Source organism: Pseudomonas sp. GW821-FHT04D07 (assembly GCF_059420225.1).
This window is the reverse complement of sequence record NZ_JBWKTH010000011.1, coordinates 123,560-138,761: the sequence shown is the minus strand read 5'-3', so window position 1 is coordinate 138,761 and position 15,202 is coordinate 123,560. Positions and strand designations below refer to the sequence as shown.

At 62.8% G+C, this 15,202-nt stretch carries 14 protein-coding genes; 4 read left to right on the top strand and 10 right to left on the bottom strand.

Going from position 1 to position 15,202, the window contains the following annotated elements; genetic code table 11:
• Positions 1 to 60 precede the first annotated feature (60 nt).
• Entirely contained in the window at positions 61 to 1,329 is a 1,269-nt protein-coding gene (gene fabF, locus AC07T0_RS15745; protein ID WP_495002061.1) for a beta-ketoacyl-ACP synthase II, read from the top strand.
• A 132-nt stretch (positions 1,330 to 1,461) separates the two neighbouring features.
• On the opposite strand, the gene AC07T0_RS15740 is transcribed toward fabF, so the two are convergent.
• Positions 1,462 to 2,358, bottom strand: a complete 897-nt coding sequence (locus AC07T0_RS15740; protein ID WP_495002060.1) for a DMT family transporter — start codon at positions 2,356 to 2,358, stop codon at positions 1,462 to 1,464.
• Positions 2,359 to 2,450: 92 nt separating this feature from the next.
• Between AC07T0_RS15740 and AC07T0_RS15735 the strand changes: the two genes are divergently transcribed.
• Positions 2,451 to 3,782 carry an aminotransferase-like domain-containing protein gene (locus tag AC07T0_RS15735; protein WP_495002059.1) on the top strand — a complete coding sequence of 444 codons (1,332 nt, stop codon included), beginning with the start codon at positions 2,451 to 2,453 and terminating at the stop codon, positions 3,780 to 3,782.
• A gap of 280 nt (positions 3,783 to 4,062) precedes the next feature.
• Here the strand turns inward: AC07T0_RS15735 and yghX are convergent, their stop codons facing one another.
• Positions 4,063 to 4,950, bottom strand: coding sequence for a YghX family hydrolase (gene yghX, locus AC07T0_RS15730; protein WP_495002058.1), 888 nt, complete (start codon positions 4,948 to 4,950; stop codon positions 4,063 to 4,065).
• Positions 4,951 to 5,153: 203 nt separating this feature from the next.
• Between yghX and metE the strand changes: the two genes are divergently transcribed.
• Both metE and AC07T0_RS15720 read left to right on the top strand, forming a co-directional pair.
• A complete protein-coding gene (gene metE, locus AC07T0_RS15725) occupies positions 5,154 to 7,442 on the top strand; it encodes a 5-methyltetrahydropteroyltriglutamate--homocysteine S-methyltransferase (RefSeq protein ID WP_495002057.1) in 2,289 nt (762 codons plus the stop codon).
• A gap of 53 nt (positions 7,443 to 7,495) precedes the next feature.
• On the top strand, positions 7,496 to 7,645 hold the full coding sequence (locus tag AC07T0_RS15720) for a hypothetical protein (protein WP_495002056.1): 150 nt from the start codon (positions 7,496 to 7,498) through the stop codon (positions 7,643 to 7,645).
• Positions 7,646 to 7,684: 39 nt separating this feature from the next.
• Here AC07T0_RS15720 and AC07T0_RS15715 read toward each other — a convergent pair whose 3' ends face one another.
• The 8 genes from AC07T0_RS15715 to AC07T0_RS15680 form a co-directional block, all read right to left on the bottom strand.
• A complete protein-coding gene (locus tag AC07T0_RS15715) occupies positions 7,685 to 8,299 on the bottom strand; it encodes a hypothetical protein (protein WP_495002055.1) in 615 nt (204 codons plus the stop codon).
• Positions 8,289 to 8,888, bottom strand: coding sequence for a hypothetical protein (locus AC07T0_RS15710; protein ID WP_495002054.1), 600 nt, complete (start codon positions 8,886 to 8,888; stop codon positions 8,289 to 8,291). The genes AC07T0_RS15715 and AC07T0_RS15710 overlap by 11 nt, the downstream gene beginning before the upstream one ends.
• Positions 8,889 to 8,892: 4 nt before the next feature.
• On the bottom strand, positions 8,893 to 9,903 hold the full coding sequence (locus AC07T0_RS15705; RefSeq protein WP_495002053.1) for a hypothetical protein: 1,011 nt from the start codon (positions 9,901 to 9,903) through the stop codon (positions 8,893 to 8,895).
• 167 nt (positions 9,904 to 10,070) lie between these two features.
• Positions 10,071 to 11,003, bottom strand: a complete 933-nt coding sequence (locus AC07T0_RS15700) for a phosphatidate cytidylyltransferase (RefSeq protein WP_100942822.1) — start codon at positions 11,001 to 11,003, stop codon at positions 10,071 to 10,073.
• A gap of 1 nt (position 11,004) precedes the next feature.
• Positions 11,005 to 11,625, bottom strand: coding sequence for a lysophospholipid acyltransferase family protein (locus AC07T0_RS15695; protein WP_495002052.1), 621 nt, complete (start codon positions 11,623 to 11,625; stop codon positions 11,005 to 11,007).
• A gap of 9 nt (positions 11,626 to 11,634) precedes the next feature.
• Complete coding sequence (locus AC07T0_RS15690; protein WP_495002051.1) at positions 11,635 to 12,090, bottom strand: hypothetical protein; 456 nt, start codon at positions 12,088 to 12,090, stop codon at positions 11,635 to 11,637.
• Entirely contained in the window at positions 12,080 to 13,441 is a 1,362-nt protein-coding gene (locus AC07T0_RS15685; RefSeq protein WP_495002050.1) for a phosphatase PAP2/dual specificity phosphatase family protein, read from the bottom strand. Before AC07T0_RS15685 ends, AC07T0_RS15690 begins: the two co-directional genes overlap by 11 nt.
• Positions 13,438 to 15,195, bottom strand: coding sequence for a bifunctional alpha/beta hydrolase/class I SAM-dependent methyltransferase (locus AC07T0_RS15680; RefSeq protein WP_495002049.1), 1,758 nt, complete (start codon positions 15,193 to 15,195; stop codon positions 13,438 to 13,440). Before AC07T0_RS15680 ends, AC07T0_RS15685 begins: the two co-directional genes overlap by 4 nt.
• Positions 15,196 to 15,202 lie beyond the last annotated feature (7 nt).

Here is a 15,202-nt window from a genome sequence, read left to right as displayed (position 1 = left end):
GATGATAGTAGCGTCCACAAGCCATTACCTCGCTCAATCACCTGAAGGAGTTGGATCGTCATGAACAAACGCATCGTTGTCACGGGCATGGGCGCGCTGACCCCGCTGGGTTGCGGGGTCGAACAGATCTGGCAGCGCCTGCTGGCCGGACAGTCCGGGATCCGACAGTTGCCGACGGAGTTGATCGGCGACCTGTCGATCAGCATCGGCGGCCAGGTCCCGGACCGTGCCCAGGACCCGGAGGCCGGCTTCGATCCGGATCAACTGCTGGCGGCCAAGGAGCAGCGCAAGATGGACCGCTTCATCCTGTTCGCCCTGGCGGCGGCGGATGAAGCCTTGGCCCAGGCCGGCTGGGCGCCCGACTCCCCTGAGGCGCAGGAGCGCACGGCAACCATCATTGCTTCCGGTGTCGGTGGTTTTCCGGCTATCGCCGAAGCGGTGCGGACCACGGACAGCAAGGGGCCGCGGCGTCTGTCGCCGTTCACCATCCCCTCGTTTCTCAGCAATATGGCGGCCGGTCACGTCTCGATCCGCTACGGTCTCAAGGGGCCACTGGGTTCTCCGGTGACCGCCTGTGCCGCCGGCGTCCAGGCCATCGGCGATGCTGCCCGGATGATCCGTGCGGGGGAGATTGATGTCGCGGTCTGCGGTGGCGCGGAAGCGTGTATCCACCGGGTCAGTCTGGCCGGGTTCGCGGCGGCCCGGGCGCTTTCAAGTGATTACAACGAGACGCCACAGCTCGCCTCGCGGCCTTTCGATCAGGCCCGCGATGGCTTTGTCATGGGCGAGGGGGCCGGCCTGCTGGTGATCGAGGAGTTGGAGCATGCCTTGGCGCGTGGCGCCAAACCGCTCGCCGAGTTGGTGGGCTACGGCACCAGCTCCGATGCCTACCATATGACTGCCGGCCCGGAAGACGGTGACGGTGCCCGTCGGGCCATGCAGCAGGCATTGCGCCAGGCCGGGATCGAGCCGTCGCAGGTCCAGCATCTGAATGCGCATGCCACTTCGACGCCGGTGGGTGACAAGGGCGAATTGGCGGCCATCAAGGCGGTGTTCGGGACAGCGGGTGGTCCAGCCATCAGTTCGACCAAATCCGCTACCGGGCATCTGTTGGGCGCCGCGGGTGGGATCGAGGCGATCTTCACGGTGCTGGCATTGCGTGACCAGGTGGCGCCGGCGACGCTCAATCTGGATAACCCTGATGACCTCGCCGAAGGTCTTGATCTGATCCGTGGTCAGGCCCGGCAGTTGCCTATGGAGTATGCACTCTCCAATGGCTTCGGTTTTGGTGGGGTCAATGCCAGTGTGTTGTTCAAGCGCTGGGTGTAGGGCGGGCGATACCGTCTTCAGGTCAACGCGGTCAATGTAGGAGCCCGGCTTGCCGGCGATGGCGGTCGGATGATCGATGCAGGGCTTGAGGGCCTCATCGCTGGCAAGCCAGGCTCCTACAAGGGACGGCGTTTATTTGGAGAATTTTCTCGCGCCGGCCACGCAGAGGATCACCGCCACCGTGACCCCCAACATGCCCAGGCTGACCTGCTCGTGGAGCAAGGTCGCCGCCAGCGCCAAGCCGAAAAACGGCTGCAGGAGTTGTAACTGTCCCACGGCGGCAATCCCGCCCTGGGCCAAACCGCGATACCAGAACACAAAACCGATCAGCATGCTGAACAACGAGACATATGCCAGGCTCAACCAGGCCGGTGTGCTGATCCCTGTGAACGAGGGGGGCGTCAGCAACCCCGTCAGCACGAGCATTACCGGCAGCGACAGGACCAGCGCCCAGGAAATTACCTGCCAGCCTCCCAGCGCCCGGGAGAGTTTCGCTCCTTCGGCATAACCCAGGCCGCAGACCAGCACCGCCAGCAGCATCAGGATATCGCCCCGGGGCGAGGCGCTCAGCCCCTGGGACACGGCGAACCCCACCACCAACAGGCTGCCCAGCACGGAAAAGCACCAGAACACCGGCCGTGGCCGCTCGCCACCGCGCAGGACACCGAAGGCGGCGGTCGCCAGCGGCAACAGGCCGAGGAAAACAATGGAGTGCGCCGAGGTCACGTACTGCAACGCCAGTGCCGTCAACAGCGGGAACCCCAGTACAACACCGATGGCCACCACCAGCAGCGACAGCAGTTGGTGGCGGGCAGGGCGCTTCTCCCTGAACAGCAACAGCAGGCACAGCGCCAGAACCCCGGCGATGCTCGCCCGGGCCACGGTCAGAAACACCGGGTCGAACTCCCGGACCGCCACCCGTGTCGCGGGCAACGAACCACTGAAGATCAATACACCGATAAATCCATTGAGCCAGCCACGGCTGCTTTTGGCGATCGCCGGGGTGTTCAGGGGCGAGATACGTTCCATTTTCGCGTCACACTCAAGGTTCGGGTTGCTTGAGGCACATCCTATGATTGACTATTGATACAATCAAAATATTGTCATGGATACATCTGCCCATGCCGCGTTCCCGGTACAAGTCGCTGGTTGACGTTTTTGCTGCCGATATCCGCTCGGGGCGCCTGCCGCCCGGTGCCCGCTTGCCGACCCATCGCCAACTGGCCGCGACCCATGGCCTGGCTCTGGTCACGGCCAGTCGGGTCTACGCGGAGCTTGAGGCGATGGGCCTGGTCAGCGGGGAAACGGGGCGTGGCACCTTTGTCCGGGAGACGTCCCTGCCTTCCGGCCTGGGCATCGACCAACCCGACGTGGCTTTGGGGATGGTCGATCTCAACTTCAACTATCCGTCGTCGCCAGGACAGGCCGAGCAACTGCGTATGGCTTTGCGTCAGTTGGCGTTGTCCGGCGACCTGGAGTCCTTGCTGCGTTACCACCCGCATGCCGGTCGCTTGCACGAACGAGCAGCGGTCGCCCGTCACCTGGGGACGCGCGGACTGAGGGTGGCGGCCGAGCAGGTGCTGATTGTCAGCGGCGCCCAGCATGGCTTGACGGTGGTTCTAATGGCGTTCCTGCAACCCGGCGACGTGATCGCCGCAGATGCCTTGACCTACCCCGGATTCAAGGTGTTGGCGCAGGCGTTGCACCTTGAGGTCGTGCCGATTCCCGTCACCGACCAGGGACCCGATCTCGATGCCCTGGCGCAACTTTGCCGCAGCCGTCCGGTGCGCGCCGTCTACAGCATGCCGACCCTGCATAACCCGATGGGCTGGGTGATGGCGGCCGATCAGCGTGAACAACTGGTGTCGATTGCGCGCCAGCATGATCTGTTGATTATCGAGGACGCGGCCTACGCCTACCTGGCGGAGCAAGCGCCGCCGCCGCTAGCCGAGTTGGCGCCGGAAAGGACTCTCTATGTTTCCGGTCTGTCCAAGAACGTGGCAGCCGGGTTGCGGGTCGGATTTGTCGTGGCGCCGCTGCAGCGGGTGGCGGCGCTGGAACGAACCATCCGGGCGACCACCTGGAACACGCCGGGTGTGTTGACGGCAATCGCCACCGCCTGGATCGAGGACGGCACCGTCGCCAGACTCGAGGTACAAAAGCGCAAGGATGCCCAGGCTAGGCAGGTCATGGCTGACGAGCTGCTGGTCGGGCTGCGCACCGTACGCCATCCGTCTTCCTACTTTCTCTGGCTGCCCCTGCCGGAAGAGGCGCGGGCCGATCAGATCGCAGTGACGCTGATGCGCGAGCAGATTTCAGTCTCCACCGCCGAGCCTTTTACAACCTCGGTGCATGTGCCCCATGCGATCCGCCTGGCCTTGGGTTCCGTGGACATGGAGACCCTTCGGATTGCACTGGTCAAAGTGCAAGGGGTGCTCGGGCCGCTGTTCTGATCCGTATTTTTCATCATCATCTGCCTCTGTAATGTATTTGGCCCACGGCCGACAATGAACCTACGGATCAGCCTTCTGCAGATGCCCGGGGCTATAGCTTGTGATGCAGGGCCACGGACCTCTGTTTGCTCTGCTCCGTAAACTCATTACGCGACCCGCGTTATGCCCTGACCTTATAGTTGAGGAGGCCTTATGGCCAAGATGGCGATGTTCCTGGGTGGATTTCTCATACTGACGATTGCGATTGGCCTCCTGGCCACGATTTCTCCGACATAACCCCCTAAACCAGATAACGCCGAAACCACCCCAGGGTCCTGTCCCAGGCCAGTTTGGCGGCGGCCTCGTCGTACCTCGGCGTGGAGTCATTGTGAAAGCCGTGGTTAACCCCGGCGTAGATATGCGCTTCATAGACCTTGCCGGCGGCTTTCAAGGCCTGCTCATAGGCGGGCCAGCCGTCGGTGATGGCCTTGTCCAGTTCGGCATAGTGCAGCAGCAGGGGCGCCTTGATCCGCACCACCTCTTCGGCCTTTGGCTGGCGGCCATAGAAGGGCACGGCGGCACTGAGTTCCGGATAGGCCACGGCGGCGGCATTGGCGACCCCGCCGCCATAGCAGAAGCCGGTGATGCCGACTTTGCCGGTGGTGCTGTCGTGGTGCATCAGCCATTCGATAGCGGCGAAAAAGTCGTTCATCAGCTTTTCCGGGTCGACGGTCAGCTGCAGCTCCCGGCCTTTTTCGTCATTGCCGGGATAACCGCCGACCGATGACAGACCATCCGGGGCCAGGGCGATGTATCCGGCCTTGGCCACACGCCGGGCCACGTCCTCGATATAGGGATTGAGCCCACGGTTTTCATGCACCACCACCACCGCCGACACCTTGCCGCTGGCCTTGGCCGGACGTACCTGATAAGCACGCACTTGCCCGTGGCCCTTGGGGGAGGGGTAGGTGATGTATTCGGCGACGATGTCCGGGTCGGTAAACGGCACCTGTTCGGCCAGCGCATAGTTTGGGCTCAACGCCGCCAGCAGGCTGCTGGCGGCCAGGCCACCGAGGGTGAACTTTGCCGCACGATCGAGAAACTCCCGGCGGTTGATCTTGCCGTGGACGTAGTAGTCGTACAGCTCAAGCAGTTCAGGGGCAAAGTCTTTCGCGGTGAGACGTTCCATCTGGGCGCTACCTTTGGCGAGGCAAGTTCCGGCCTAGTGTAGAACCTAAATGCCGATGCCCGGTCTTGAAGGGCTTTCACGTGAGCAATATAGATTCCAGAATCATGAATTAAACTTGTGATCATCTGGATTAAAATGAGTTTGTCTCAGTATGGCCTGAGTGTCGACAATGGCTCCCATCAAACATATTGGAGTTTTTTGTCATGGCCTTGGCTCATTCCCTAGGATTTCCGCGTATTGGTCGCGACCGCGAACTGAAGAAAGCTCAAGAAGCCTTCTGGAAAGGTGAATTGAACGAAGCGGGCCTGCGTGCCGTGGGCAGCGAGCTGCGCAAGGCGCATTGGGACCTGCAGAAGAAAGCCGGCGTCGAGCTGTTGCCGGTCGGCGACTTTGCCTGGTACGACCAGGTCCTGACCCACTCGCTGATGTTCGGCGTGATCCCGGAGCGCTTCCGCCCACAAGAAGGCCCCGCCACCCTGCAAACCCTGTTCGGCATGGCCCGTGGCGTCAGCGACAGCTGCTGCGGCGGTGCGCACGCCCAGGAAATGACCAAGTGGTTTGATACCAACTACCACTACCTGGTGCCGGAATTCAGCGCCGACCAGCAGTTCCAGCTCGGCTGGGATCAGCTGTTCGAAGAAGTCGAAGAAGCGCGCGCACTGGGCCACAACGTCAAGCCCGTGGTTATCGGGCCGCTGACATACCTGTGGCTGGGCAAGGCCAAAGGTGGCGATTTTGACAAGCTCGATCTGCTCGAGCGCTTGCTGCCGTTGTACGGTCAGATCTTCCAGCGCCTGGCTGCCCTGGGCGTTGAGTGGGTTCAGATCGACGAGCCGATCCTGGTCCTGGACCTGCCGCAGGAGTGGAAAAACGCCTTTGAGCGTGCCTATAACCTGATCCAGCGCGATCCACTGAAGAAGCTGGTGGCCACCTACTTCGGCGGCCTGGAAGAGAACCTCGGCCTGGCGGCCAACCTGCCGGTCGACGGTCTGCACATCGACTTGGTTCGGGCGCCTGAGCAGTACCCGACGATCCTCGATCGTCTGCCTGCTTACAAGGTACTGTCGCTGGGCCTGGTCAACGGCCGTAACGTCTGGGGTTGCGACCTGGAAAAAGCCCTGGCGGTCTTGCAACACGCCGATGAACGCCTGGGCGATCGCCTGTGGGTCGCGCCTTCCTGTTCGTTGCTGCACAGCCCGGTCGACCTGGGCCGTGAAGACAAGCTGGACGCCGAACTGAAGAGCTGGCTGGCCTTTGCTGTGCAGAAGTGTGAAGAAGTCGCGATTCTGGCTCGTGCCATCAACGAACCAGAAGCGGCTCCAGTCCTGGAAGCACTGGCCAAGAGCCGTGCGGTTCAAGCCAGCCGTGCCGCCTCGCCGCGCATCCACAAGCCGGCTGTGCAGGCTCGTGTTGCCGCGATTACCGCCAAGGACAGCCAGCGTCACTCGTTGTTCGCCACCCGTATCGAGAAGCAGCGTGCCGGCCTGAATCTGCCACTGTTCCCAACCACGACCATCGGTTCATTCCCGCAAACGACGGCCATCCGCCTGGCGCGCCAATCGTTCAAGCAAGGCAAATTGAGCGAAGCTGAATACACCGAAGCGATGCAGAGCGAGATTCGCCATGCCGTGCAAGTGCAGGAACGCCTGGGCCTGGATGTGCTGGTGCACGGTGAAGCCGAGCGTAACGACATGGTCGAATACTTCGCCGAGCAACTCGACGGTTATGCCTTCAGCCGCTTTGGCTGGGTCCAGAGCTACGGTTCGCGGTGCGTGAAACCGGCGCTGATCTTCGGCGATCTGAGCCGTCCGAAGGCCATGACCGTGGAGTGGATCCGCTACGCCCAGAGTCTCACCGACAAAGTGATGAAGGGCATGTTGACCGGCCCGGTGACCATGCTGATGTGGTCCTTCCCCCGTGAAGACGTGTCCCGTGAAGAGCAGGCGCGCCAACTGGCCCTGGCCATTCGTGACGAAGTGCTGGACCTGGAAGCCGCCGGCATCAAGGTCGTGCAGATCGACGAAGCGGCGTTCCGCGAAGGTCTGCCGCTACGCCGGGCGCAATGGCAGCACTACCTGGATTGGGCCACCGAGGTCTTCCGTCTGTGCGCCTGCGGTGTGCGTGATGAAACCCAGATCCACACCCACATGTGCTACAGCGAGTTCAACGATGTGATCGAGTCCATTGCCGCCATGGATGCCGACGTCATCACCATTGAAACCTCGCGTTCGGACATGGAGCTGCTGGATGCGTTCGAAGCCTTCGCTTACCCGAATGAAATCGGGCCGGGTGTCTACGACATTCACTCGCCACGGGTGCCGGATGCTTCGGAGATGGCCAACCTGTTGCGCAAAGCCGCCCAGCGTATCCCCGCCGAACGTCTGTGGGTCAACCCGGACTGCGGTCTGAAAACCCGTGGCTGGCCGGAAACCGAAGCGGCCCTGGTGCACATGGTCAGCGCCGCGCGCCAACTGCGTAAAGAGCTGGCGTGACAACCTGGGCTGAATCAGCCGCCGGAGCAGGTTCTCGTGCTCCGGCTTTTTTTATGGCTGCTGGCCCCCTCACTCCCGGTGACACTGACCTGATGCGTGATCGCCAGGACCGCCAGCTCGAAGAGCCGCGCCGCAAGTGCGGGCTGGCGTTCATTCTGGCGAACACGATGTTCTGGCAGCGGGTTCAGGCGGCCAATCAGTAGCGCACCACTCCCGATTGACGCCAGCGATCCTGCGGCCCACTACACGGCCCGAACGGACCTGTTCGGCGCCAGCGGCGACCCCAGCGCCAGGCAGCGATAGGCGGCCTCCATGACACGCTGCCTGCGTGTGGGGAGTCCGGCTTTCCAGCGCCAGCGAATGACGGACAGCGGAACCGCGAAGAGCAGCCATGCACCGACGCACAGGCCACCCAGAAAGAGCGAGAATGAGTCGTTCTTTCCCGTCACCGCGCCAATGCAGGCCCCCATTGCGAGAATGGCAATCAGCAGAGCGGTCGATGCCAGGACGTAGCGGTATTCGCTTCCGGGTGGGATGCGTGTTGCGGCATAAGGCTCCGAACTGCCTTGCCAGGCGAAGTGCGTGACGTAGACGCAATCGTCTTCCAGGTTGCGCAGGGCGTACACCCGCTGCTCGCCGGTTGATGTGAGCGGCGTCTCCAGCACGGCCAGCTCGACGCGGTCCCCTTCGGCCAGGAAAGGTGCGCTCGGGTGCCATGAACGCTCGCGGGTGAGGAACCACATCGATTGACCATTGACGACGAAGCTGTAGGCGTTACCCCGCTTGTAGAGCGACTTCGCCGTCAGCTTCTTCAGCCGTCCCTCGACCCGCTGAATGTCGGGCAGTTCAGCGGCCATCAGCGTGTACCCCGCAGTACTTCACCCTCACCGCTGCCATCAACTGCAAGGTCCGCCTGCGGCTGAAACTCTCCCAGAGATCGCTGCAGGAAAAGGCGATCTGCAACAATGAGAATATCAAGGTTGCCATGGCCAGGGCTCCGACAATCAGAAACGGGAAATTCCAGGCGGATTTGATCTGCAGCGCCAGAAAGAACGCGCCAGCTCCGATCAGGCCGCCGGCTGCGGCCAGCCGCAGTGCGCGCGGCAGCGAGCGCCAGGTCTTTTCGGCGCGCACCTGCGGTGGCTCGGGTGCGATGGGTTGCTGCGCGCCTTGCGGCAGCAGCCAGTCGAGTCTGTGCGCGCCGTCGTGCAGCTCGAAAACGCCAGCCACAACCGGCGTGCGTTGCTCGGCCAGGATCTGCAGCGTCTCGGGGGTGGTGTTCTGCTCGCGCAGGCGAGCGTCGACCACGATACCGTCGAGAGCAAACCGCACTCGGCCGATATCCATCGACGTGGTGACGGCGACCCGGAAGTTGTCGAGCGGGCCTTCGAGCACCTTGATCGCCCGTGCGCGGCGATCCCGCTCGAGGGGAATGAGTTCTTTCATGATTTCAGCCACCTTCACCGAAGCGAATCCATTCGATGGGATCGTCACGCCATGCGGGTATCGCGGCGGCGCGTTTATTTTGTTCGTCGCGATTTTCTTCCTGGGGCTCTTCGGGAATGTCCAGTCGCTGCTGCTTGGCCCATTCCGGATAGCTGGCGCTTAGTTCATCCACGTACTTGTGTCTTTCGCTCGCGTGGATGGCGATGCCGTATTGCAGGTCAAGTTCCTTTGGCACTGCGCGCAGGGTGTTGTGGGCCGGCTCGATGACAAAGTCTTCCAGTTCCTTGCCAGTCAGCCGGTCCGCAACGAGGTGCGGATTGTTGATGCGCTCCGGGGTGCGGCCTTGCGGCGGCAGCGCCGCGGCAAGGATCACGCCGTTGAAACCGGGACGCGTCAGCATGCGACGAAGCGCAACCTTTGTCTGGCCGCTGTCGTCGTTGTAGGCCTTGAGGCCGACGTACAGAACATGCTTGCGCACGCTTGCAAACGCAAAGTTGTTCTCGCCGCTGCCAGCGTTCAAGACCGATGGAACCTCCACATGCATCAGTGCGAAAGTCTTGCCGCCGTCCATCGAAAGCTCGATGCGGATGTAGTAGCAGTGGGTCTTCAAGCGTTCTTCCAGCGTGGAGCCGCGAAGGCATTCTTTTTTCAGATCGCGCGAGACGCCGTACTGTAGGAATACCACCACCTGGGGATCGTCGCTCGAATAGCGGATGGGGATGTTGTCCTCGCTGTTCAGGAACACGTCTCCCATTGGCGTGAGCACGCCCGTGCGACGGTCGAAGTAGCGAAGGTTCTTCGACAGCTGACCGCGATAGTCGAGGGATTGCTGTGCCAGCAGATACCGCTCGCCGCCAAGATCGCTCAGAACATATTCAGGCCCTCGGATGGGGTACGCCACGACGTACGAATACTCCATGCCATCATTGAGGGTCTCGACCACACTGGAGCAGGCGCTGAGCATGATGGCCACCAGGACAAGAGCGGCGGTTGCGAAACGACTTTTCAACGGCATGGGCCCCCGCATAAGGCCGGCGGCCGGCAAGGTGGGTGGCTGGTGTGCCAGGGCGCTTTTCGGTCGGGCGTTGCGCTGGCTTTCTCACTCATTGCCGTTGCCCTTGACGTTGGTGCACCCGGCGAGCAGCAGCGCAACGCTCAGTGCGCGAAGGCTGGTGGTTTTCTTCATGTCCACCAGTAGCGCACCAGATGGAAGAAGATCGGCGCGGCGAAGCACACCGAGTCCAGCCGGTCGAGCATGCCGCCGTGGCCTTCGATCATATGGCCCCAGTCCTTGACCCCACGGTCGCGCTTGATCGCCGACATGACGATGCCACCGGCAAACCCCAGCAGGTTGATCAACAATGCGATCAGTGCCGCTTGCCAGGGATTGAACGGGGTAATCCAGAACAGCGCGCCACCGATCAACGAGGCCAGGGTAATGCCGCCGACAAAGCCTTCGACGGTTTTCGACGGCGACAGGTTGGGCGCGATCTTGCGTTTGCCGAACAGCTTGCCGCAGACGTACTGGAGTACGTCGGACAACTGCACCACGATCACCAGGTAAGCGATCAGCAGCAGGTTGCGACCTTCATAGCCGGCAATCTCCAGGGTCAGCAGCGCCGGCACGAACGACACGCAGAACACCGCGATCATCAAGCCCCACTGGACTTTCGACGCCCGCTCGAGGAAGTGCGTGCTGTCACCGCCCAACGAAGCGAGGATCGGCAGCAGCAGGAACACGTAGACCGGAATGAAGATCGAGAACAGTCCGTACCAGTCGCTGTAGATCAGCAGGTACTGTAGCGGCAGCGCCAGGTAGAACGCCGCCACCAGCGCCGGGTAGTCGCTGCGCCGGGTTGGCGTCAGGGTCAGGAACTCGCGCAGGGCGTAGAAGGACACCGCATAGAACAGCAGGATCACCGCGCCGGTGCCCAGCCAGAAGGCGATACCGATCACCAGCACCATCACCCACCAGGCATTGATCCGGGCGTTGAGGTTGTCGATGACCGCGTTCGGCGTGCCACGGGTACGCCACTTGAGGACAAAGCCGATCAGCGAAGCCAGGACCAGGATCATGCCGATCCCGGCGAATAACATCAGGGTCTGCCTATCCATTTCAGTGTTGCTCCGGTGCCAGGGCCAGCAGCGCATCGCGGCTGCGTTGCAGGAAGTGTTCTTTGCTTTCGTCGTCTTCGAGTCGCAGCGGGGCGCCGAAACTGGTGGTGCACAGCAGGGGCAGGGGCAGTACACGACCCTTGGGCATGACCCGGTTGAGGTTGGCGATCCACACCGGAATCAACTGCGCCTGTGGGTAGCTTCGGGTCAAGTGGAAGATCCCGCTCTTGAACGGCAGCAGGCCGTCCTCTTGGTTGCGTGTGCCTTCGGGAAAAATGATCAGCGAGTGGCCTTGTTCCAGCGCATCGAGCATCGGTTGCAGCGGGTTGTCCCCGGGCGCCTTGCGTTCGCGGTCGATCAGCACGCCGTTGAAGACCCGCTTGATGATGTAGCGGCGCAGGGCACTTTTATTCCAGTAGTCGGCGCCGGCGACCGGCCGCGTGAGTTTGCGTAGCGCCGGTGGCAGCGAGGCCCAGAGCAGGACGAAGTCACCGTGGCTGCTGTGGTTGGCGAAGTAGATGCGCTGCTGCGGATTGGGCCCGCAGCCGATCCACAGGCTGCGGGCGCCGGTGATCAGGCGGGCGCCGGAGGTGATGAGAGTGGCAACCACGGGTTCGAACATGACGATTCCTTATCCGGCGAAGGGCAGCCAGGGGCTGGCCAGAATGACGAGCAGTGGCAGAGAAATTTGCACGAGCAGCAACAACGCCTGACGCTTGAGCAGGCCCAGTGCGCCGCGGCTGCGTTCGGTCCAGGGGCGGTTGGTGGATTGCCGCGATTGCAGGCCGAGGTCTTGCAATGCCTGGTCCAGTGCCTCGGTGCGCTCGCTCAGATTGCTGGGGTCCTGTGCCATCAACTGGAACAGGTCGGCGTCGAAAGCGACGCGCAAGGCCCAGTATTTTTGCAGCAGGCCTGACAGTACCAGCCAGGCGCTGACCGCGAGGCACCACAGGCTGAAGCAACTGAGGAGCAGCGGTGCCAGGCCCAGCAGAACACCGAGTAGGGTCAGCCCCATGGAGAGCTGGTCCAGTGCGCGGCCGCGCCGTAGCAGGCTGGCGAGCACGTGCAGTTGCAGGTCAGCGGACATCGATGCTCCTCAAACGGTCGGATGCGTCAATGGGCATGAGGTCGAGCATCGCCTCCAGCGCCTGGCGATGCTGAGGATGCAAGACCACGCCGGGACGTGCCGCGCGTATCAGCGCCAAGGCCTCATCGATCTCTGGCGCTCGACCACTGTGCAACAACCAGGCGGCGAGCGCCGTGGCACTGCGCGAATAGCCCAGGGCGCAGCAGACCAGCAACGGTCCGTGCTGGCGCAGTTCATCGATACTCAGGGCGGCTTCCCGACATTGCTCGGCTGACGGTGTGATCAGGTCCAAAACAGGGATACTGCGATAGGTCCGGCCCTGTGGAGCCAGCGGCAGTTCGGCACACAGATCGACGATGGCGGCGAACGAGCCGGCTTGAAGTTCGCGTCGGCTTGGCAGTCGCCCAAGCCAAAGGTCGTCGATAACGTGGTCGGGTTGTGGATGTGATCTTGTCCAGAGCCGCGAATTGATCCAGGCGCCCGCCCGGTAAGGCGCAAACAGCCAGCGTGCCGCCGGGCTCAAGCTGCCGTCGGCGCGTTTCTGGAAACCCTGGGCGCCGAACACCGCGTAATTGAGTGCCACCAGCGCCAAGGCCAGAGCCGGCCAGAGCAACCACAACGCGGCACCGGCGAAGCTGGAGCCGGCGATGGCCAACAGCGCCGCTCCCAGCCCGTAGTAAGCCGCAGGGGCGAAGCGGTTGTCATTGCGCGCCAGACGCGCGACGGCCAACGGGTTGGCACGATCGTCCGGCCACAGCCAGACGCACAACCAGCCGGCCAGGGCGCCGGTGGGGAGGTCGATAAAGTGGTGTTGATAGGTGGTCAGCACCGACACGCCGATCAGCGCGAACCAGCCGTGCACCAGCCAGCGCCCGGCACCGCTGAAATGCCGGCGGTACATGACCCACAGAATCACCAGCAAGGCGATATGCAGCGAAGGCGCCTGGTTGAAGGGTTTGTCGAAGCCCGCCAGCACCGCGAACAGCCAGCCGAACACGCCGTCCAGCGGTGGCCGGGTGAAGGTAAAGGTCAGCGGCCAGAGGAGGAAGCAGGACACGGCGATCACCTGGGCTGTCAGCAGGCGCAAGGCGTGTCGATCGAGTTCACGCTTGCTCCTGGGCAGCAGCAGCGACAAGCCGTAAAGCAGGTCGATGGACCAGTAGGGCACGATGGTCCAGGCCCAGAACGGCATGTGGCTTTCCCAGTCGAACACATAGCTGCCGACATCGCTGCGCCGGGCGGTGTACCAGGTGGCGAAGCCGTAGCTGGCGAAGAACAACGGCGCCAGCAGGACCAGCCAGAGCACGGCGCGTTTCAGCAGGCCGGCTTCGCGGGGGGTGTTGTTCATCATTGCACGCGTTGCGCCAGGGACACGCTGAAGATCCCCCATTCATCGACCCGTTGAGTGATCTTGCGAAACCCGGCGGCCTCCACCAACTGGTCCATTTCCGCCTGGCTGCGACGGCGCATGACCCAGGCCTGGCCTTGACGGTGACTGGTCAGGGCGCGGGCAATCAGTTCCAGCTGCGGATGCCAGGGTTGCCCGGTATAGACCAGATAAGCGCCCGGTTCACAGGCCTCGGCCAAGCCGGCGAGTGAGTTGCCGACCATCGTGTTGTCGGCGAACAGTTCGTACAGACCGGACACCACCGCGAGGCTCGGCTTGGGCTCCAGTGCGGCGAGGTCGGCGCGGTCAAAGGCGTCGCCCTTGACGAACCGGGCGATATCGCCCAGGCCTTTTTCGACGATCAGCGCGCTGCCGTCACGCACGTTGATATCGCTGTAGTCGCGCAGCAGGATCGACTCGGGCAGCGGCGTCACTCCGTGCAGGGCTTCAAGGATATAGCGCCCGTGGCCGGCGGCGATGTCGACGATCCGCACTTCGCGGCCTTGCTCGCGCAGATGGGCCATGGCCAGACGCAGCAGCTCCTCGACATGCAGCTTGCGCTGGCGGATGCCGCGCCAGCCGATGGAGTTGAGGTAGTTCTGGTCGATCATCCGGCCCAGCGCGGTATGCCCGGTGGGGGTGTTGCGGTAGACGTAGTCCAGGGTACTGCCGGAGTCGAAACCGGTGTCGAAGCCGAGCTTGACCCCGGCCGACAGCTTGCTGCCCAGACCCATGCTGGCGCGGGTCAGACGCCAGTAGAGATCGCGTGGCGAGTTGTGCGGCAAGGGCGCGGCCAGAGACTCGGATTCGGCACAGGTCTCGCCGATGCGATCAGCATCGAGCAGGGCCGGGCGGTTGACCGGCGAGAGGAAGTTCTGTTCGATAAAGCGCTTGGCGCGGCTGACGGCCAGGTGCCGGTCGCGCTCGCCAAGGGTGTCGTGGAAGAAACCGGGGAGTACGTGCCGTTCTTTTTTCAGGCTGCCCAGGCGCTGGAAGAATTGTTCCTGGGGTTTGCGGTGGACCACGAAGTCCGCGCCGGAAATCAGCAACTGGGTCGGCACCTGGATCGCATTGGCATCGGCGACCACGCGGTCGGCGGCCTCGTAGAGCCCGAGCAGGACATTCACCGAAATGGCCTTGGTGATCAGCGGATCGCTGTCATAGGAGGCAATGCGTTCCGGGTCGTGACTGAGAAACTTGGCCTTGACGTAGCTGTTGACGAAAAAGTTGCCGCGAAAGCGCCGCATCAGGGCCAGGCCCGGGCGAGCGAAAGGCACGTAGAGCTTGACCTTGAAGGCTGGGGAGGCGAGTACCAGGGCGCGGATTCTGGGTGCGTAGTCATGAACCCAGGTGGCGACGATCACTGCGCCGACGCTCTGGGCGACCACCGCGATATTTTCTTCGGCGATCGCGAGGGTAGCGCCGAGGTGATCGCAGAAGGTCTGCACATCCCGCACGCTGGTGGCGAAGCTCGGGCTGTCGCCACGTGCGCCCGGCGACTGGCCGTGGCCACGGGCGTCCCAGGCGAAGAAATCGAACTCCGGCAGGTCGAGTTCGTCCACCAGGTGGGCAATCCGTCCGGAATGCTCATGCCCGCGGTGGAACAGCAGGATGGCCTTGCGTGGCTCGCCGGCGACAGGTGCTGTGGCTGGCCAGTGGCGATAAAACAGTTCAACGCCATCATGGGTACTGAAAGTCTGGGTTTGCTCGTCGCGCATTGCAATG